This is a genomic window from Parabacteroides sp. AF14-59, from assembly GCF_003479515.1.
Classification (GTDB): domain Bacteria; phylum Bacteroidota; class Bacteroidia; order Bacteroidales; family Tannerellaceae; genus Parabacteroides; species Parabacteroides faecis.
Map to the genome: position 1 here is coordinate 58,424 of NZ_QUHH01000019.1, position 20,112 is coordinate 78,535.

11 protein-coding genes are annotated in these 20,112 nt (G+C 42.9%); 6 read left to right on the forward strand and 5 right to left on the reverse strand.

Annotation, left to right across the window (positions count from 1 at the left end; all coding sequences use genetic code 11):
• Window positions 1-41 precede the first annotated feature (41 nt).
• The 5 genes from DWW23_RS18575 to rpiB all read left to right on the forward strand — a co-directional run bounded on the left by DWW23_RS18575 (window position 42) and on the right by rpiB (window position 5,933).
• The gene (locus DWW23_RS18575; protein ID WP_122354955.1) at window positions 42-1,298 is read left to right on the forward strand and encodes an MFS transporter; all 1,257 of its coding nucleotides are present in this window, start codon (window positions 42-44) and stop codon (window positions 1,296-1,298) included.
• Between the two features lie 90 nt (window positions 1,299-1,388).
• On the forward strand, window positions 1,389-2,534 hold the full coding sequence (gene galK, locus DWW23_RS18580) for a galactokinase (RefSeq protein ID WP_183669366.1): 1,146 nt from the start codon (window positions 1,389-1,391) through the stop codon (window positions 2,532-2,534).
• A 28-nt stretch (window positions 2,535-2,562) separates the two neighbouring features.
• A complete protein-coding gene (locus DWW23_RS18585) occupies window positions 2,563-3,255 on the forward strand; it encodes an NUDIX domain-containing protein (protein WP_122354957.1) in 693 nt (230 codons plus the stop codon).
• Between the two features lie 159 nt (window positions 3,256-3,414).
• Window positions 3,415-5,442, forward strand: a complete 2,028-nt coding sequence (locus DWW23_RS18590) for a transketolase (RefSeq protein ID WP_122354958.1) — start codon at window positions 3,415-3,417, stop codon at window positions 5,440-5,442.
• 59 nt (window positions 5,443-5,501) lie between these two features.
• On the forward strand, window positions 5,502-5,933 hold the full coding sequence (rpiB, locus tag DWW23_RS18595) for a ribose 5-phosphate isomerase B (RefSeq protein WP_122354959.1): 432 nt from the start codon (window positions 5,502-5,504) through the stop codon (window positions 5,931-5,933).
• A gap of 119 nt (window positions 5,934-6,052) precedes the next feature.
• Here the strand turns inward: rpiB and DWW23_RS18600 are convergent, their stop codons facing one another.
• The 3 genes from DWW23_RS18600 to DWW23_RS18610 form a co-directional block, all read right to left on the reverse strand.
• Window positions 6,053-7,636, reverse strand: coding sequence for a carboxylase (locus tag DWW23_RS18600; RefSeq protein WP_122355064.1), 1,584 nt, complete (start codon window positions 7,634-7,636; stop codon window positions 6,053-6,055).
• Window positions 7,637-8,124: 488 nt separating this feature from the next.
• The gene (locus DWW23_RS18605) at window positions 8,125-10,044 is read right to left on the reverse strand and encodes a SusD/RagB family nutrient-binding outer membrane lipoprotein (RefSeq protein WP_122354960.1); all 1,920 of its coding nucleotides are present in this window, start codon (window positions 10,042-10,044) and stop codon (window positions 8,125-8,127) included.
• 37 nt (window positions 10,045-10,081) lie between these two features.
• A complete protein-coding gene (locus DWW23_RS18610) occupies window positions 10,082-13,249 on the reverse strand; it encodes a SusC/RagA family TonB-linked outer membrane protein (protein ID WP_122354961.1) in 3,168 nt (1,055 codons plus the stop codon).
• Between the two features lie 479 nt (window positions 13,250-13,728).
• Between DWW23_RS18610 and DWW23_RS18615 the strand changes: the two genes are divergently transcribed.
• The gene (locus tag DWW23_RS18615) at window positions 13,729-14,277 is read left to right on the forward strand and encodes an FKBP-type peptidyl-prolyl cis-trans isomerase (RefSeq protein ID WP_122354962.1); all 549 of its coding nucleotides are present in this window, start codon (window positions 13,729-13,731) and stop codon (window positions 14,275-14,277) included.
• A gap of 296 nt (window positions 14,278-14,573) precedes the next feature.
• Here DWW23_RS18615 and DWW23_RS18620 read toward each other — a convergent pair whose 3' ends face one another.
• A complete protein-coding gene (locus DWW23_RS18620; protein ID WP_122354963.1) occupies window positions 14,574-16,316 on the reverse strand; it encodes a SusD/RagB family nutrient-binding outer membrane lipoprotein in 1,743 nt (580 codons plus the stop codon).
• A 31-nt stretch (window positions 16,317-16,347) separates the two neighbouring features.
• Entirely contained in the window at window positions 16,348-19,713 is a 3,366-nt protein-coding gene (locus DWW23_RS18625; RefSeq protein ID WP_122354965.1) for a SusC/RagA family TonB-linked outer membrane protein, read from the reverse strand.
• Window positions 19,714-20,112 lie beyond the last annotated feature (399 nt).

A 20,112-nucleotide genomic window follows, 5' to 3' on the forward strand; every position in this document is an offset into this window, starting at 1 on the left:
TAACAAAATTAATATATCAATAATAATAAAAATATCAATCAATGACTCAAGAAAAAAAACAATGGGGTGCCATCATCATTATGATTGCACTGTTTGCAATGATCGCATTCGTGACTAACCTTTGTTCACCAATGGCTATTATCGTAAAGAACGACTTCGGGGCTAGCAATGTTCTTGCCCAAATTGGAAACTATGGTAACTTCATTGCCTATCTGGTAATGGGTATTCCTGCCGGTATGCTTATCGCCAAATATGGCTATAAGAAAACAGCTCTTATCGGTCTTGTTGTAGGTATCGTAGGTATTTTAGTTCAATGGCTGAGTGGTCATGTGGGCAAGGAGAGCGCTTTCCTGGTTTACCTGGTCGGAGCATTTATCAGCGGTTTCACTATGTGTATTCTTAACTGTGTGGTTAACCCGATGCTTAACCTGCTCGGTGGCGGTGGTAACAAGGGTAACCAGCTTATCCAGCTCGGCGGTGTATTCAACAGTACTGCAGCCGTTGCCTGCTACATCCTGATGGGAGCTCTTATCGGTGATGCAGCCAAAGCACATATTGCCGACGCAACACCGGCATTGATGATCGCTCTTGCTATCTTCGTTATCGCATTTGTAGTTATCATATTTACAAAAATTGAAGAACCCGAACAGGCACCTGTTGACACCAGTTTGATCAAGGGCGCTTTGAGCCATCGCCATTTTGCACTGGGAGCACTCGCTATCTTCCTTTACATGAGCGTTGAAGTAGGTACTCCTACTTATATTCTTCAATACCTTACAGCAAAAGGTATCCCGGCCAGCACCGTGGGTCTTATCGTAGCTGTTTACTGGCTTATGATGCTTATCGGACGTTTCGTAGGAGCTAGTATCGGAGGTAAGGTTTCCAGCCGCACAATGATCACTATCGTATCGGTTGCCACTCTTCTGTTGGTTAGCTTCGGTATGTTCTCACCCGAAACAAATACAGTTGAAGTTCCTGGTGTAGACTGGGCTTCATTAAGTGTGATCTGGCAGGAAGTTCCCGTTGGTATTCTGGCATTCCTTCTCGTAGGTCTTTGCACCAGCGTAATGTGGGGTGGAATATTCAACATGGCTGTAGAAGGATTAGGAAAATATACAGCTATTGCCAGCGGTATCTTTATGACGATGGTATTCGGTTGCGCTGTAATGGTTGCTGTTCAGGGTTGGGTTGCCGATATGACTGATTATATGACCAGCTACTGGGTTGTACTCTTCAGTGCTGCTTACATTTTATTCTATGCGGCTATCGGTTCTAAACCATCGAAAAAATCAGAATAAAATAAACAATATGCCAATTTATGAAATTATCCGGTTTTACCTTATAACCGGATAATTTCTTCATTTATAACCTTTAAAAGAAATAATATCATGCAGAAAAAAATTAGAAATAAATTTCAGGAGTTATTTAATACAGAAGGTAGTGTATATGCTTCTCCGGGCCGTATCAACCTGATCGGTGAACACACAGACTATAATGGTGGTTTCGTATTTCCGGGTGCTATCGATAAAGGCATGATCGCTGAGATCAAACCGAACGGCACAGGTAAAGTTCGCGCATTCTCTATCGACCTGAACGATTATGCAGAATTCGGACTGAACGAAGAAGATGCACCAAAAGCAAGCTGGGCAAGATATATCTTCGGTGTATGCCGCGAGATCATCAAACGTGGCGGTCAGATCCAGGGATTCGATACCGTATTTGCAGGCGATGTTCCTCTGGGTGCCGGTATGTCTTCATCTGCCGCTCTGGAAAGTACCTATGCTTTTGCTTTGAATGATCTTTTCTCTCTGGGTATCGACAAATTCGAATTAGCTAAGATCGGTCAGTCTACAGAACACAACTATTGTGGCGTTAACTGTGGTATCATGGACCAGTTCGCTTCTGTATTCGGTAAAGAAGGAAGCCTGATCCGTCTGGATTGCCGTTCTTTGGAATATAAATATTTCCCGTTCAATCCGGTTGGCTATAAGTTGGTATTGCTGGATTCCGTGGTTAAACACGAACTGGCTTCTTCTGCATACAACAAACGTCGCCAGTCTTGCGAAAATGCAGCAGCTGCTATCCGTCGTAATCACCCGGAAGTAGAATTCCTGCGTGACGCTACAATGGACATGCTGAACGAAGTGAAAGGCGATATCAGCGCAGAAGATTATATGCGTGCCGAATACGTAATCGAAGAAGTACAGCGCGTACTCGACGTTTGCGAAGCTCTGGAAAAAGGCGACTACGAAACTGTAGGTCAGAAAATGTACGAAACTCATCACGGTATGAGCAAATTGTACGAAGTGAGCTGCGAAGAACTGGACTTCCTGAACGATGTAGCCAAGAAATGTGGCGTAACAGGTTCACGTGTGATGGGCGGTGGCTTCGGCGGCTGTACGATCAACCTTGTAAAAGACGAGTTGCATGATGATTTCATCAAAGAAGCATTCGAGTCTTATACAAAGAAATTCGGTCACGAACCTAAAGTTTACGAAGTAGTAATCAGCGACGGCGCACGCAAACTCGCATAATAAATTAATTCAATATCCATAAAATATCATGACAGCCGCATTTTATCAGAACGAAGTCAAATTTTTTGTTGCAGTAGATTGTATTATTCTGGGATTCAACAGTGGTGAACTCAACGTATTACTTTACAAACGGAATTTTGAACCACTAAAAGGACAGTGGTCTCTGATGGGCGGCTTTATCAAATCGGGCGAAAGTGTAAACGAAGCGGCTTCCCGCGTTCTTACCGAATGTTCCGGTATCGATCGTCTTTTTATGGAGCAGGTAGGTGCTTACGGAGATGTTACCCGCGATCTTGGAGAACGGGTTATCTCCGTAGCATACTATTCATTAGTCAATATGAACGATTTCAATCCGGAGTTGCTGAAAGAACATAATGCCGAATGGGTTAAAATCAGCGATATTCCCGAACTGATCTTCGACCACAACCAAATGATAAACGACACCCTGTCGCTCCTGAAGAAAAAAGCAGCGACACGCCCTGTCGGATTCAACCTTCTTCCGGAAAAATTTACCCTACCCCAGCTTCAAAGCCTATATGAAGCGATCTATCAGACCCCGTTAGACAAACGTAATTTCCGTAAGAAGTTAAACTCAATGGACATTCTCGAAAAACTGGACGAGAAGGATAAAAAGAGTTCTAAAAGAGGCGCTTTCTATTATATGTTCAATAAAGAGAAATACGACCGTTTACTGGATCAAGGATTCTATTTCTCCCTGTAACATACCATCCGAATCGCGAAAATCGCCTTGCATATCCGGCTCTCTATGAGAAATATCGCTAATTAGGAAACTTTACAGAAAATGAATTGTTTGTATGATATAGCGGTCTATAAGAAGAGATTCCCTATCTTTGTGCAAAAATTAAAATAATTCATCAAAATGAACGATATCAAAGTAATGAACAGAGCAGCGGATAATATCCGCGTCCTGGCAGCGTCAATGGTAGAAAAGGCTAAATCCGGTCATCCGGGCGGTGCAATGGGTGGTGCTGATTTTATCAATGTACTATTTTCAGAGTATTTAGTCTATGATCCCAAGAACCCGGAATGGGAAGGCAGGGACCGCTACTTCCAGGACCCGGGACACATGTCTCCGATGCTTTATTCAGCCCTCGCCCTTACCGGCAAATTCACGATGGAAGAACTGTCACAGTTCCGCCAGTGGGGAAGTCCTACTCCGGGCCATCCTGAAGTAAACGTCAAGCGAGGAATCGAAAATACCTCAGGTCCGCTGGGACAAGGCCATACTTACGCAGTAGGTGCTGCGATCGCTGCCAAGTTCCTGAAAGCCCGCCTGGGAGATGTTATGAACCAGACTATTTACGCATATATATCCGATGGTGGTATCCAGGAAGAAATCTCACAAGGTGCCGGACGCGTTGCCGGAACACTGGGACTGGACAACCTGATCATGTTCTACGACTCCAACAACATCCAGCTTTCTACAACCGTAGAAGAAGTAACGACTGAAAATGTTGCTATGAAATACGAGGCATGGGGTTGGAAAGTGATCAGCATCAATGGAAACGATGTAAATGAAATACGTAAGGCTTTGGATGAAGCGAAGGCTGAAACTCAACGCCCTACCCTGATCATCGGTGATACCATTATGGGTAAAGGTGCCCGCGGAGCCGACGACAGCAGCTACGAAAACAAAGTCTCCACACACGGTCAACCCCTGTCTGCTGCAGGTGCATCGATCGAAGAGACAATCAAGAACCTGGGAGGCGATCCTAAGAATCCGTTTACTGTATTCACTGACGTTGCCGAACTGTATGCAAAGCGTGCAAAAGAACTGGAAGCTATCGTAGCCGAACGTTATGCTGCTAAAGAAGCATGGGCGAAAGCCAATCCGGAACTGGCAGAGAAAATGCAATTCTGGTTCTCCGGCAAAGCTCCTAAACTGGACTGGGAAGCTATCGAACAGAAAGCAAACCAGGCAACACGTGCCGCATCCGCTACCGTATTAGGCGTATTGGCAACCCAGGTTGAAAATATGGTTGTTTCATCTGCCGACCTTTCCAACTCGGACAAGACAGACGGTTTCCTGAAGAAAACACATTCATTTATAAAAGGTGATTTCAGCGGAGCTTTCTTCCAGGCTGGCGTTTCCGAATTGACCATGGCATGTGTATGTATCGGTATGTCACTGCACGGTGGTGTGATCGTGGCTTGCGGTACCTTCTTCGTATTCTCCGATTATATGAAGCCAGCCATCCGTATGGCAGCATTGATGGAGCAGCCGGTTAAGTTCATCTGGTCGCACGACGCTTTCCGTGTCGGTGAAGACGGACCTACTCACGAACCGGTTGAACAGGAAGCACAGATCCGCCTGATGGAAAAACTGAAGAACCATAAGGGACACAACTCTATGCTGGTTCTCCGTCCGGCCGATGTTATTGAAACGACAATTGCATGGAAGATGGCAATGGAAAATACCGCCACTCCTACCGCTTTGATCCTTTCCCGTCAGAACATTAATGACCTGCCCGCAAAAGGAAACCGTTACGACGAAGCTCTGCAGGCAGAAAAGGGTGCTTATATTGTAGAAAGCGATGAAAACCCGGACGTTATCATGGTCGCTTCCGGCTCGGAAGTAGCCACATTGGTTGAAGGAGCTGCACTGCTTCGCGCCGATGGCGTAAAGGTTCGTATCGTATCCGTTCCGTCTGAAGGACTGTTCCGCAGCCAGAGCAAGGAGTATCAGGAATCTGTTATTCCGACAGGAAGTAAGATTTTCGGTCTGACAGCCGGTCTGCCGGTCAACCTGGAAGGATTGGTCGGAGCCAACGGCAAGGTATGGGGACTCGAATCATTCGGATTCTCCGCTCCTTACAAGGTTCTGGACGAAAAACTGGGCTTCACCGGACAGAATGTATACAATCAGGTAAAAGAATTATTAGCATAAGAAACTATTAGTAAAAAGGGGTGTAACAGCCCCTTTTTGTCTACCTCTAACAGATAAAGATGAAAACACTAGGTTTATGTTGTGACCACGCAGGTTACGAACTAAAAGAGTATGTGAAACAAATACTGGACTCCAAAGGACTATCCTATAAGGATTTCGGAACCTGTTCAACAGAAAGTTGCGATTATCCCGATTTCGCTCATCCGTTGGCTTACGCTGTAGAAGCCGGGGAAGTATATCCCGGAATAGCGATCTGCGGATCAGGAAACGGTATTGCGATGACTTTAAACAAACACCAGGGAATACGGGCCGCTTTATGTTGGCAGGAAGAGATTGCACGACTGGCTCGTGAGCACAATGATGCCAATATACTTGTCATGCCCGGTCGGTTTATCAGTCAGGAGGAAGCTACCCACGCTGTCGAAGCCTTTCTGAACACTCCTTTCGAAGGCGGTCGGCATATACGAAGAATAAACAAAATCCCGTTGTAAAAACAACGGGATTATTATATTAGTGTCAACCCCTGTGACACTATAGAGTTAACAGTTGTAGGATTATAGGGCTGATACCTATAGGTATATAGTGCCAACAGCTCCATAGACCTTTGTGCCTAGGAAAACATATTATCTTTGAATTTTTCCTTTTTACGTTTCGTCAGGAAATTACGGGCCGACATCGGAAAGAGTTCCAGCAACAAGACTTCTTTCTCATTTTCGGCTACCAGGATACCGACTTCATCTATCATCGGGTTTTCCTGCATCTCATAATCCGAAGCATCATAACATTGTTCTTCCCGTTTGCCGGTTATTTTCAAACGAAATTCCGGATCTATCGGTAAAGGTGTTTTTCCAAACTCTCCCCGGATCAGGGAGATAAAAGGATATACAGGTTTACTGTAGAGAGGGTGACCATTCAGCTCATCCAATGCACAGGCTACAGCCTGCGAAGCGATCACCTGGCTTACCGGGGTAACCAAAGGAGGTAAACCGGCATCCATACGTACCTGAGGAATCAGCGACATCGCTTTCTCCAACAATTCGGGATGTCCCTGTTGCTTCAACAAAGCTACAATCTGATTATACATATTTACCGGGATCTGCGACTTCTGAACCAATTCATTCGGTTCGGGGAAGTTGAAATATTCCTCTATAGCGCGACAGAAAATGATCAGGTCGTCTTCCTTGTCATGGCGGGCAGCTTCGATAGCATCATTGAAGAAACGGTCTATTTCGGTAGGTAATTTATCGGTCAGAGGGTTAAAGGGATTAGGAAGTTCTTTGGCGGAATCGTAAGCCCGCAGCTCTTTGCGTATCTTGAAAAGTTCGGCATTGATACGGGCGACAGCTTCCATATCGATCTCCAACTCTATTCCCATCTTCTTGCAGAAGACATAGATCAATTCGATAGCGGGTGCAGAGCAACCTCCGGCAAAATACCAGATATTCGTATCGACGATATCCACACCGTTGACAATAGCAGCCAGCATAGAGGGTAGGCCGTATCCGGCAATACAACGGGTATGGAAGTCAACGGGAGCCTTCAGGTTCTTCTTGAAAAGACGTATCAGCTCGGCTGTCTTTCCCGGAGTGATCAGGCCGTTGGCATCTTCCAGAGTAATAATGTCGGCACTATAATTTTCCATTTGCCGGGCTTTTTCCAGGAAATAGTCATTCTTAAAGATCGGCTTATGCAACGGGCGGCCATGCAGGGCGGCTTCTATCCGTTCCAAAGCGGAATGGTGTGGATCGATGGCATAGCAAACGGCACAATCGGCCATTCCTCCATAACGATCGGTATATTTGATGGCCGGCTTCATATTGTCGACATCGTTCATAGCATCGAAGATACGCATAATATTAATACCCGACTCGACAGCGTTACGGCAAAGACCTTTGACGACATTGTCCGGATAAGGATTGTAACCGAACAGGTCACGCCCACGGCATAAGGCGGCGAGCTTGGTTGTCGTACCTACGGCTGCTTTTATCTTTTCCAGTCTCTCCCAGGGATCTTCATTCAGATATCGCATGGCAGCATCGGGAACTGCCCCACCCCACACTTCCATTGCGTAGAAACCAACCTCTTTATAGAAAGATAATACACGGTCGATTTGTTGTTGTGACATGCGTGTTGCAAATGCTGACTGCTGCCCGTCACGGAGGGTGAGGTCGCGGATTAATAATTTATGTACCATATTTTGTTTAATTTTACTTTTCTCTTGATAGAGTTTATTTTTACTTTTCTCTTGATAGAAAAGTAAACAAAAGATCAAGGCTGCACCTGCCTCGCTACTCCGCATCCTACGTTCGCTGTCGCCTCCGAAACTCGCTACGCTCAAACAGCGGATGCTCCGGGCGCTCACTACGGCTGCTTCGCTTAACGCTCACCAGCTGAGGCCTTTCATAGGAAGCTCTGCTTCCTCTTGGGATAGCCGATACTGACAGCTCTTTAGGCTATGTCAGCACGGGATGACAGGTTTGTCATCAATCCGAAGTCCCAGGCTTGTCATCCCGGACTTGATCCGGGATCGCCAAAGAGGCAGGTGGTATCGGCCATCCCAAAAGAACGCTTTGCGTTCTCTGAAAGGCCTCAGCGGATGAGCGTCCGTGGAGGGAGAAGACGGAGCAGCGAAGCCGGTGCAGCCTTGATCTTTTGTCTACTTTTGGATCAAGCCAAAAGTAGTTAATGTTGATTCCACCAAAGCGGGGTTGTCGTCAGATCCGGTCCCCCCAGCAATTCCAGTGCCTTCTGATACCCTTCCAGGTTATTTGTCTGGATATTGGCAGGATAACGGTAGCGTTTAGGGTAGAAATCCCAGCGGCATTCTTTGGCTGTTGCCATGGTCAGAGGAACCTGGTTCAATGGGTTGTAGTCTTTTTCTACAGCCTGATTCTCAAAGAACGGAAGACCGAGACGGCGATGATCGCTCCAGGCTTCTTCCGGTAACCAGGGTACCTGTGCAATGTATTTCTGAGTGATAATCTTCGTCAGTGCATCGTTGTTGTAAGAGCCACCGCGATAGATGGAATTCTTCGGATAATTATATGTCATTGTCTTGTTTTCCTTTGTATAAGGATCGACATAATTGACTGTGTACGGTTGCGCTTCTGTCGTATGGTCGAAGCTGACAGAGGTACCTACACGATTATAATCCGTCGATGTCAGATATTGTGCAACCTGGTTTTGCAAGCCATGATATTCGAAACTGGCAGTGATGCCACTCTCATAATTCGACTTGGCGGTACCCGGAACCGTCCAACCTTTCAGGGCTGCTTCCGCCAACAGGAAATAACTTTCCCACGGACCGAAGAAGACACGTTTCTGAGTATTCATACGATACTGTTTCGACATGGAAGGATAGTTATAATTCTTTCCAGTCAATGCACTGACCAGACCGGATAGATTATTCCATTCTCCGGCTACCCAAGTACCCCAGGTATAACGAGGATCGACCGTCAGCATCGGTTTAGTATTATCGTTCGGGTCCATCAATTCGACCGGCTGTACTTCGCTGGCCGCACCGATATAATCGGAATAAACCACCCCGTCATTCCAGCCTACCACGCTGAACAGTTTAGGTCCACGCGGATCGACATACTGAGGGATCGCATCAAAATAGAACCCGGCACACGGATCGTTCGTCTTCAGCGGAAAATGTTTGTCCAGATATAACCCCATATAGGTATGAGGATCTTTCAGATGACTCTTCAGTGAGTCGGGAACAGGAAATTCGATACCGCCTAACCCTTCTGCCAGATTCTTGAAAGTGACAGACATCGCCTGTGCATTCCAGGTACGCGACATGACACTTGTCAAATCGTTCCAACCATCTTTTTCCTGTACGCCAGCCAGGTCGTTCAGGGAGGAGATAAAAGTCTTGCCCGCTGCATCTTCGAACTCAGTCTTTGCCAGTTCCGGAGAGACAGTCGAAATACGCATGGCGTAACGCATACGCAAAGAGTTTGCATATTTCTTCCATTCATTGATATTTCCGGCATAGAAAGCATCTTCACCAGCCATCGGTTCCATATTAATGGAAGGATCGAGGGCAGCTTCCGCTTCTTTCAGCTCTTTCAGGATAAAGCCGTAAATAGTTTCCACACTATCATATTCGGCAGGCACACCCGTGAAAGCCGACAAAGCCGGAATCGGCCCGAAACCATCCGATACTTCCGCATTCAGGTAAGCACGCCAGATACGTGCCATCTGTATCACATTCTTATAATAAGGATATTGTTCAGCTTCACCTTCGGCAACCTTCTTTTCACCCAGTTCGATCGCCTTGGTGGCTTTATTCAACCAACCGACAGCGTATGAGTTACTCAGATATAGGGTAATATAGTCGTTATTGTCCGTTCCGATCGTAAAACCGCTACCCCGGTTGAAGCGGGAAGCACGGTTCCACTCGGCAATGAAGATACGTTCGGCAATCTCCGGGTTCATCTGTGCTCCGACAATAGAGCCGTTCAGGAACCATTCAGGCTTCACTTTGTCCTCACCTACCTGGTTAGGGTCTTCGTTTATTTCCTGAAAATCATTACAGGATGTAAACAAAGCGGCTATCGAGAACATGCCTGCCAGTAATATATTCTTGGTGTTCATCTTGTTTTATTTCTTTATTGTTCTTATTAAACCATCTTTAAAATCCTACCGTTACGTTGAACGTAAATGAGCGGCTGGTCGGTGCAGCCCCGTTTTCAAATCCGGTGGCATTCGTATTGGTTGCCGATACGGATTCGGGGTCGATACCCGGCAGGTTATAATGGATCATCCATACATTGTTACAAGTGGCCGACAGACGCAGGCGCTGGAACGGTGTCTTTTGTAACATGGCCCGGTTAAAGTCATAGCCAAGCGTGATGTTACGCAGACGGATATTGGTAGCATCATAAGTAAACATTTCAGGCAAACCGTAGTTTCCGGTCGAACCGATACGTTCCCAATAGTTCTGATGAGTTACAGGGACTTTATTTTCCGCATAACCGTTAGAGGTCTGTACCACAGAATTAGGGACCACGAAGTCCTGACGATTACCGTTGACTACTGTTCCGGCAGCATTACCACGGACATACAGGTTGGAAGCCGTAGCCGAATACAGATCGCCACCGATACGGAAGTCTACCAGGAAGCTAAGATTGAAACCTTTATACGCAAAGCTGTTTGTCCATCCCAGCATCCAGTCGGGACTTTGATTACCGACCTTCGATTTACCGGTCGTGATCAGCGGCAGACCGTCTTCACCTACAATGATCTTGCCATAGTTAGGATCGTTCTTATCTTCTACACGCTGGAATGTTTGTCCGTAGATATCACCGTAATAACTACCTTGTACGGCTACGATCTGGATAGCATCCAATGTTTTTATATCATAGAGAGTAACACCCGGATACAGGTCGATGATCTTGTTCCGGTTCAGAGAGAATTGTGCCGTCGAATTCCAGCTCAATCCTTTCGGGTTATCGAGGATCGCACCGTTCAATGAGATTTCGATACCTTCGTTCTGGATATTACCGGCATTTACTTTCCGTGAACTATAACCGGAGAACGGGTCCATCGGGAGGTTCAGCAACTGACGGGTGGCGTTTGTCTTATACCAGGCAGCATCCAATCCCAAACGGTTATTGAAGAAGCGGACATCGAAACCGGCTTCCCACGATTTGATCAACTCACTGCGTACCGTAGAATCAAAGAGCACATTGCCCGGAGCAGACGTCGTATTCCCATTCTCATCTTTTCCTACCGTAAAGTTATTGTATAACTGATACGGATCGAGGTCGTTACCTACTTCTGCATAAGAAGCTCTCACCTTGGCAAAGGTAAACCATTCAGGCATCTGCCCGCCCAACTTCGGAACCATATCGGAGATAACGCCCGACAAGCTGACTGACGGATAGAAATAAGAACGATTGGCTTTCGACATAGTAGACGACCAGTCGTTACGTGCCGTCACATCCAGGAACAGATAACCGTCCCAGTTCAATTGCAACGATCCATACAGTGAATTCATCTTGCGGCGGATCAGTTCGGAGGTGACTGTCGGTTTATTGATACCATTGTTCAGGGAGAAGAGGTTCGGGACAAGCAGTTCGCCTGCCGAAGCATTCATCTTCGTTCGTTTCTGCATCATCAGGTTACCACCAAAAGAAACAAATCCACCCAGACGGTCGATCAGGTTATCCTTACGGGCCGTAGCCAGGAAACTATAGTTATTTTCGTAGAATGTTTCAGAACCTTCGTTGTACAGACCACTTGGCGTTGTATTTCCACCGGCATATACTTTTTCATTTTTAGTAGTCGTATAATAGTCGGTACCACCCCGGAGTTCGATATCGAACCAGTTCGTTGGAGCGTATTTCAATGCGATATTACCCAGCAAACGGTTACGGGTATCGTTGTTTTGCCGGTATTTGGTTACCCAGTACGGGTTTTCCTGCGGATTCTTCGAGGCATCCCACCAGATCATGTTTCCCTGTTCATCCACATCCTGTTTGAACTCAGCTACATTCAGTGAACGGGGCAAATTATAGATCGTATTGAATGCATTGGAAGGATTGACACCCTGGATCGGGCGGTTGTGGGCATTCATATTGATGTAGTTCACTTTGGCATCGATCTTCCACTTTTCGGCTTCATCGAGGAAAGTGGTTGCACGCAAAGTAATATTCGTCTTGTTCAGTTTTGATTCGGGAGTGATACCGGCATCATCCGAACGGTTGATAGAAGAAAATACCGATGTCCCTTTTATATTCTGCTGGAAGCTGACACCTTCATTGAAGGAAGTCCCGGTATTGAAAAAGGCATCTATATTATCATAAGTCTTTAAAGGTACCTGACGTCCGAGCCAGTCGGAGACCATCTGTCCTTCCGCTTTCGGTCCCCAGCTCAAACGCGACTGGTTATCGTAAGCACCGACCGAACCTTGTCCGAAGCTGTTCTGCAGATCCGGTTTAAGGAAAATCGACTCAGTCGTGATACCGGCATTGACCGTGATACCCAGACCTTCGTTTTTCTTTCCCGACTTAGTGGTGATCAGGATCACACCGTTACCGGCACGCGACCCGTACAAAGCGGCAGCAGAAGCACCTTTCAGTACCGTCATCGATTCGATATCTTCGGGGTTGATATCGGAAAGACCGTTACCCATATCGGCACCGGAGTTACCCCATACATCATCGACGCCGCCTGTGAAGTTATCCATCGGCGTACCGTCGACTACGATCAGCGGCTGGTTACTACCGGTCAGGGAGTTGTTACCACGCAGAACGATTTTAGAAGAACCTCCTACCCCATTACTGGAGCGCACGATCTGCAGACCGGAGACTTTTCCTGATAATGAATTGGCAAGATTCGGTTCGCGTGACGACAGCAATTCGTCACCTTTCAGTTCCTGCATCGCGTAACCCAGTGCTTTCTTGTCACGTTTCATACCTAAAGCGGTCACAACGACTTCATCCAGCTTCTGGGCATCTTCTGCCAGTTTAACATTCAATGTAGCTTGTCCGGTGTAAGGAATATCTTGTGTGGCAAAACCAATAAAAGAGATTTGGATAATGTCTCCCTTCTTTACGCCTTCCAGAGTGAAATGACCATCCATATCGGTCATAGTACCTGTGGTAGTACCTTTTATTACAACAGAAGCCCCTGCGACGGGTCCGAACTCATCTTCTACTGTTCCCGTTACTTTCGTATCCTGTTGGGAAATGTCAATAGCAGGATTCCCGGTATTCGGATTGGCAAAGGCGTTTCCGTTGAAACCCAACGCGCCCGCCAGGAGAATCATGCTGACAGATTTGAATCTTTTCAACATACTGATGTTTTTTGTTTAATTTATTAGATTAAATGTGTTTGGCGTCAACCAACGTCATTTGGTAATATAAACAGAAAGAAACAAGCGTTGTTGCAAGATTAACATTGGGGAACAGCGGGATTTGTTCCCTCTAAAAGCCTTCCCGACGAAAGGCACAAGCTATAAATCAAAAGGAGGATGAGAACTCTTTTTGATCGGTTATTCAATCAGAGCATAACTTTTTTTTATTTTTAATCACAAATACTTGTAATGGATTTGTGAAAATAAAGAAGCCTGGTTTTAATACCGCAATACCAGTGAACAATATCCTCCAGATTAAAAAGTCATAACCATCACAAACTGTGAAACATTTCTAATTTATTCATGTATAACATAAAACTTTATTTTCTTAGTAAGAACCTTTTATCTATAGGGCAAATAAGCATTATTTATCTCTCTATATTTATTATATTTGCAAACAAAAAACAGTACAAAAGTAAATGAAAAAGTCTATTAAATTTTTATCCTATTTCGTATTGATAACATTTGCAGGTTTGTCAGCTTGTAATGATGATAATGAGAAAGTAAAAGATGCTTATACTGAAGAGCAATTAGAATGGATTGCACTTAATGCAGATTATTTCCAGCATAAAAAAGACTCGGTTAACACTAATGGAGAATTAGTGTATCAGCGATTAGTTATTTATCAAGATACACTTTTATATCGTTTGACCAGTGAAATAGGTGCAGTCGATTCTTTTCCTGAAGCCAATTCTACTGTAGAAGCAAATATAAGAGGATGGTTACCTGTTAATAATCATGTATTCACTGGTAAAAACGATGAAGGTGTCGACCTGAAGATTCGGATGGATGATGAGGATGTTATATCAGGATTACGTGCAGTAATAAGAAAAGCACGTAAAGGAGAAACTATAGAAGCCGTTATTCCCTATCAATTAGGATATGGAGCACAGGACAACCCATATTTTTCAATTCCTCCTTGTTCTGTATTGATGTTTAATATACGAATCGATGATTTTAACAAATAGCTATTATTAAAAGTTTCTCATTAATAAAAACAAACGTCGTTTTGAGAGTTATCCTCTCTAAAACGACGTTTTTATTTTAGTACAATAGTTTATTTATACCATATATTATTATCAAGGAACATTACTAATCTACTAAAATAAGGTTCAACAATAATTATATTCTAAAGAAGATATTGAGCAACGTATATTATCAGTATAAAACAAAAAAACCGAGGTTATATTACTCTTTATATATCATATATATTTAAGAGTTATAACCTCAGTCTTTTTATTTAAATATCTAAATCGCTATTATATCAATTCAGAGATACAGTATGATTCGGATTCTGAGCAGCGACAGTTCTGCCTGACCACCAAACTGGAGTTGTATGATTATTCTTAGCCTTTACCTTTTCAAAGTTTTCGGTATTCTTTGTTGCTTCGCTAGTAGGATAATAGAATCTTTCACACCAAATAACATTTACCATCGGCTTTAAAGGTAATTCACCATTGCAGTCTTTAATCAGACGATGAGCTTCATTAAAGATTTCATACGGATATAAGATATTGAAATGAAGCATCTTCTGATGGAAAATGTATTCAAGTTTACCTCTTGTATCCAATTTAGAAAACTCATTACCTGCATAAGACAGATAACCCGCTAAATTATCCTCATCCAGTCTCTTCATACGTGCCGATTCAGGAACGTGCTGCAATTTAATTGCTGAAGATTCTCCATATGGGTTATTATTCAATTCATAATAATAACGGGTTGAAGATTCTATTGCAGACTTCACTTTATCCACAGCATTGATAGAACCAAATTCACCAGGCCATCTAACAGCTGCTTCAGCTAATAACAAATTCACCTCAACATCTGTCAACACCTGAAACTTCATGTCAAAATTCATGAACGTTGCACGGTTATAACGAGTTACCAAACGGTTCGGATCCCAAGAACCAACAACGGCATCTTTACGGTTCTTAATAGAATCTTGCTGTTCTCTCGTATAATACTTATCCAAATACTCTCTATCATCCTGGGTTACCGGCCAACCAATATATTTACCATCACGGTTGGGCTGGAACAATACATACAAACGAGGGTCTACTTCATTTGTCGCTTCATCATGATAATTCAACAAATCCTGAACTAGAAAACGAGGAGCAACCAACGTATTACCCATTTCCTCAAAACCACGATAATACAGCAGTTCATAAATATTAGTCTGGTTCTTATCTCTTTCCTCAAAAGTAATACTTGTATCTGTAAGCAATTTATTTTCCTGCAGAAGTTCTTTTATAGTAGCTTTTGCTACATCAGGCTTAACATGGCACAAGCGCATAGCCATACGCAAACGCAAAGAATTTGCAAAACGGATCCACAGATCGATATCTCCTCCGCAAAGAATATCTGCTTTACTAAACTTAGAAGCCTGCGCACTCGTTAATTCAAGAGTTGACAACTTTTCAGCCGTCGTTTTCAGAACATCCATGATGGCAGTATAAATTTCTTCCTGAGTTTCGTATTTAGGATAGAATTTTTCCTGGAAAGCACCACCTACTTCTGAGTAAGGAATATCATCATACAAATCCACAGAACGCTGGAATGCATATGATTTTACCACATCACTACACAGAAAATAAACCTCGTAAGTAGCTTGTTCTTCCGGAGACATATCATTATACAACAATTTCATTGCATTGATATCTTTCGTATACTGAACGCTTGTTTTTTCAAAAATGTTCCAGTTGAAAGGCTGTCCGCTCCAATCTGACCAAGTTTCTATTGACTCATTTATCTTATCAGAAAAAGTATAAGACGGATTAACACCGATACCTAGCAATAATGTAAAATTATTAATATAATGATAAGTCGGACCATACTCCATCTTAAACAAATGAGTTTGTTGCAATGCGGAGGTAAAGAATAAATCCAAGTGTCCATCGGTCACTTTATCCGGATTATAGAATTCATCCTCCAACTGATCGCAAGAAGCCATTGCAACCATAGCTCCCACACCTAGGGCAGCTACGTATTTGATTATATTATTTTTCATCTTTGATCTGTTTTTATTGTAATTACCACTATTAGAATGAAACATTCAAACCAACACCAAAACTTCTGAGACCTGGTAAAATACTCATTTCTGTCTGAGAATTAGTTCCCAATGTTGATTCCGGAGTTACATTCGGAATATCTTTGTAGAAATAACACAAGTTATTACCGAATACATTTACTCTAGCATTTTGAATCTTGAACTTAGAAAGGAAGTTCTTCGGAATCTGATAACTCAACGAAACTTGTCTCAAACTAATATAATCGCTCTTGTAAATCTGATCTTCCGAGATTTCATTTCCACTTTTCCAGAATGTCTCCTGATAATAATTTTCAGCAGAAACAAGTTTGTCATTAGGAGTTCCGTCAGCCTTTACCCCCGGAACGATTACACCATCATGCATAATAAACGGATAATGCGAATCAGATGGAACAGCAGCAGAATGACTATCCAGCAAAATACGGTCTCCATTTGTATTCATATAATAAGGAAGACCACCATGTGCTTCATCACGATATTTCAATGATTCAACAACTGAACCTGTACCTAACAAATACATGTTACTTTGAGAGATCATTGTAGCACCGAATTGGAAATCGACAACCGCATTCAATGTAAAGTTCTTATAAGTAAGACCGGTTGTAAGACCACCGATAATATCAGGAGTTATTTTTCCGACCTTCTTCCATTTTGTATTATCTGTCTGCCAATAACCACCGTCAGAAACAATACGTTCACCCTTGTCATTCGTTTTATACGGATTGATCCAAATTTCACCGTATTGTCCTTTTTCCGGAGCAATAATTTTCACATTTTTACCTTTCTGTCCCCACAATTCTTGTTCAGTTACGCCTTTTGCCAGTTTAACAATCTTAGTTGAGTAGTTTGACAAATTAAGACCTAATTCCCATGTGAAGTCCTTAGTAATAATCGGTTTAGTATTAATAGAAAATTCTAAACCATTCTGTGCAATATCACCTGCATTCAAACGTACAGTCTTAACACCTGATGATTCCGGAACCGGCAAAGTTACAATCTGGTTATAAGTATTATTATGGAAGAATGCAAAGTCTACATTGATACGATTCTGAGGGAAGAATGCAGTTTCAAAACCAAATTCATATTCTCTCTTACGTTCCGGCTTCAAGTTAGGAACCGGGAATCCGCCTGTTGATGTAGCAAAGTCTGCCGGTGGCAAATAATCTCCCATCGTCAGGATAGGATTTCCACCATAACTACCCAAAGAGAAGTCTACATTACCATAATAACGAGGACCCGGACGACCTACGTCAGCCCAAGAAGCACGCACTTTACCGAAAGAGAAGACACTAGGCAACTCAAATGTTTCAGAAAAGATCCAGGAAAGACTGGCACCCGGATAAAAATAATGATTGTTTTCCGGAGGCAGGATAGATGACCAGTCATTACGAGCCTGAACTTCCAAATATACAGCATTGTCATAAGCCAACTGAGCAGAAGCATACACACTCAGCAATAAATCTTTACCTCTTTCGCGAGAAGACTTAGCACCATTCGCGTTAGTTGTATTACTGAAAGAGAACCAGTTTTCAATTGCAAATTCTTCTTTAATATAAGTGTCCTGTGAATCCATAGAATTACGTTTCACAGCACCACCGATCATACCACTAAGATTCCATTTTTCATCAAATGACTGATTATACTGCAACGCTGTTTGAGCATAATAAGTAGCATAACGGATACTTTTTAAACCGTAATATCCCTGCAATGCCTTTTCTGCTAACGGACGATTTACCTTATTAGATACCTCATGTTCCGTAATAGTATAATCCATACCACCTAATGTATTCCAAGACAAATAGTCATTAAACTTCACATCCATTGATAATGATTGAATCAAATGGTTACGAACATATTGGTTGTTGTTTTGCAATTGTGACCAATAATATTCAGAAACATAAGATGACGCGGGGTAGCGAGAACTTACAGCATCCTGTGAGAAATAGTTATAACCTTCCGGAGTTACCATTTTATCACGAATCAAATTTGGATCCATTTCACGAGGTAAGCCGTAAGTAGTCAATTTCTCAATCTGATAGGGAGCATTATGATCTTTAGTATAAGTATAGTTTGTATTTACTTTGAGCTTAACATAATCATTCGCTTTCAAATCACCAGCAAAAGCAAAAGAATGACTTGCATTATCAGCCCCAACAGAAACATGATTAAAATCACGATAGTTATATGATACACGGAAACTTCCCAAATCACCTGAATTACTCAATGCAAAATTGACATTTGATTGAGAACCGGTTCTAAACATTTCTGTTGCATTGTTTTTCTGTGCTGTGTAAGGGCGATATTGATCATCCCACCATAACAGGCTACGACCGTCCATTCTCGGACCAAAGTTGAAATTAGCACTTTCCCACAATGATTCAACCATTTCGCCAGTAGCCGGATCTTTCATCATATAATAACCATCTTTCGATAAGTTTTCATATTTTGAATAACCAGCACTATGGCCAGAACCATATTCATTCTGATACTTCGGAGTGTAAGCGGCTTTATTCCAACTATAGTTCACGCCGAAATCAATACCTAACCCCTTTTGTTTACCACTTTTTGTAGTAATCAACATTACACCATTAGCACCTTCAGAACCATAAAGTACTGCAGCTTTTGCTCCCTTCAGAATTTCAATTGATTCGATATCTTCAGGGTTAATATCGTTGATACCAGTACCGTGGTCACCACCAGAAACACTGTTCATTGTTTGTCCTGTATTAGCATCCTGAATAGGAATACCATCAACAACAATCAACGGACGAGTATTTGAACTTTCTGTTAAAGATACGGCATTACGAACCTTAATGTTCATACCTCCGGTAGGACCAGCTGCAGTAGTTTGCAGTTGCAGACCGGATGTTTTACCATACAAAGCCGACATGGCATTCATAGGTGTACCGGCTTGTGTAATTTCTTCAGATTTCACACTACTTACGGAATATCCCAGTGCTTTCTTTTCACGCTTCATACCCAAAGCCGTTACAACGACTTCGTCTAGTTTCTGAGCATCTTCAGCCAGTTTCACTTGTAAAGCAGGTTGACCAGTATATTTGATTTCCTGGGTTGCGTAACCTATAAAAGAAATCTGAATAATGTCACCGCTCTTCACTCCTTCCAATGTAAAGTTACCGTCCATATCGGTAATCGATCCATTAGTTGTACCTTTCACTACGACAGATGCTCCGGCAACAGGACCGAATTCATCTTCAACTACTCCCGTCACTTTCCCATTCTGTTGGGAAATACTGGTTTTTGGCATTGCTGCAACCGTATCCGCAGACACATATCCGGGGATACCTAGTGTTCCGGCTAACAGCAATAAGCCCACAGGCTTAAAGTTTTTCAACATAATTGATGGTTTTATTTGAACATAAAATAGACACTGCTTTGGCGAAACAATGGTCTGTTCTAAATCTCTTTGGATATAATTCGCAGTAATATTTTAGAAACTAGTGTGTATTTTAGTTGGCGTTACCTCAGTTCTAAAAGAACTCTGTACATTTTATATCCGCGACAAATATATGAAATAATTATTACCCAGTGTTATTTTTCGTCAAAAAATTATCACAAGATTTTGTTTTTAACACATTGGCTAACAATAATCCATCGTAATTAAGTTAACAGGACACTTGATTTACGGTTCATATGTTAATATAGATTTACAAAACTTCTCTGAAGAAATATGATTACATTTTCCTGTTAACATTTATAAGGTGTCTATATTTTACTCAAAAATCAGGAAAAGATA

Bases quoted from the DNA above. Each gene is read 5' to 3' on its own strand.
- DWW23_RS18575 (WP_122354955.1), top strand. From the start codon at position 42: ATGACTCAAGAAAAAAAACAATGGGGTGCCATCATCATTATGATTGCA.
- galK (WP_183669366.1), top strand. From the start codon at position 1,389: ATGCAGAAAAAAATTAGAAATAAATTTCAGGAGTTATTTAATACAGAA.
- DWW23_RS18585 (WP_122354957.1), top strand. From the start codon at position 2,563: ATGACAGCCGCATTTTATCAGAACGAAGTCAAATTTTTTGTTGCAGTA.
- DWW23_RS18590 (WP_122354958.1), top strand. From the start codon at position 3,415: ATGAACGATATCAAAGTAATGAACAGAGCAGCGGATAATATCCGCGTC.
- rpiB (WP_122354959.1), top strand. From the start codon at position 5,502: ATGAAAACACTAGGTTTATGTTGTGACCACGCAGGTTACGAACTAAAA.
- DWW23_RS18600 (WP_122355064.1), bottom strand. From the start codon at position 7,636: ATGGTACATAAATTATTAATCCGCGACCTCACCCTCCGTGACGGGCAG.
- DWW23_RS18605 (WP_122354960.1), bottom strand. From the start codon at position 10,044: ATGAACACCAAGAATATATTACTGGCAGGCATGTTCTCGATAGCCGCT.
- DWW23_RS18610 (WP_122354961.1), bottom strand. From the start codon at position 13,249: ATGTTGAAAAGATTCAAATCTGTCAGCATGATTCTCCTGGCGGGCGCG.
- DWW23_RS18615 (WP_122354962.1), top strand. From the start codon at position 13,729: ATGAAAAAGTCTATTAAATTTTTATCCTATTTCGTATTGATAACATTT.
- DWW23_RS18620 (WP_122354963.1), bottom strand. From the start codon at position 16,316: ATGAAAAATAATATAATCAAATACGTAGCTGCCCTAGGTGTGGGAGCT.
- DWW23_RS18625 (WP_122354965.1), bottom strand. From the start codon at position 19,713: ATGTTGAAAAACTTTAAGCCTGTGGGCTTATTGCTGTTAGCCGGAACA.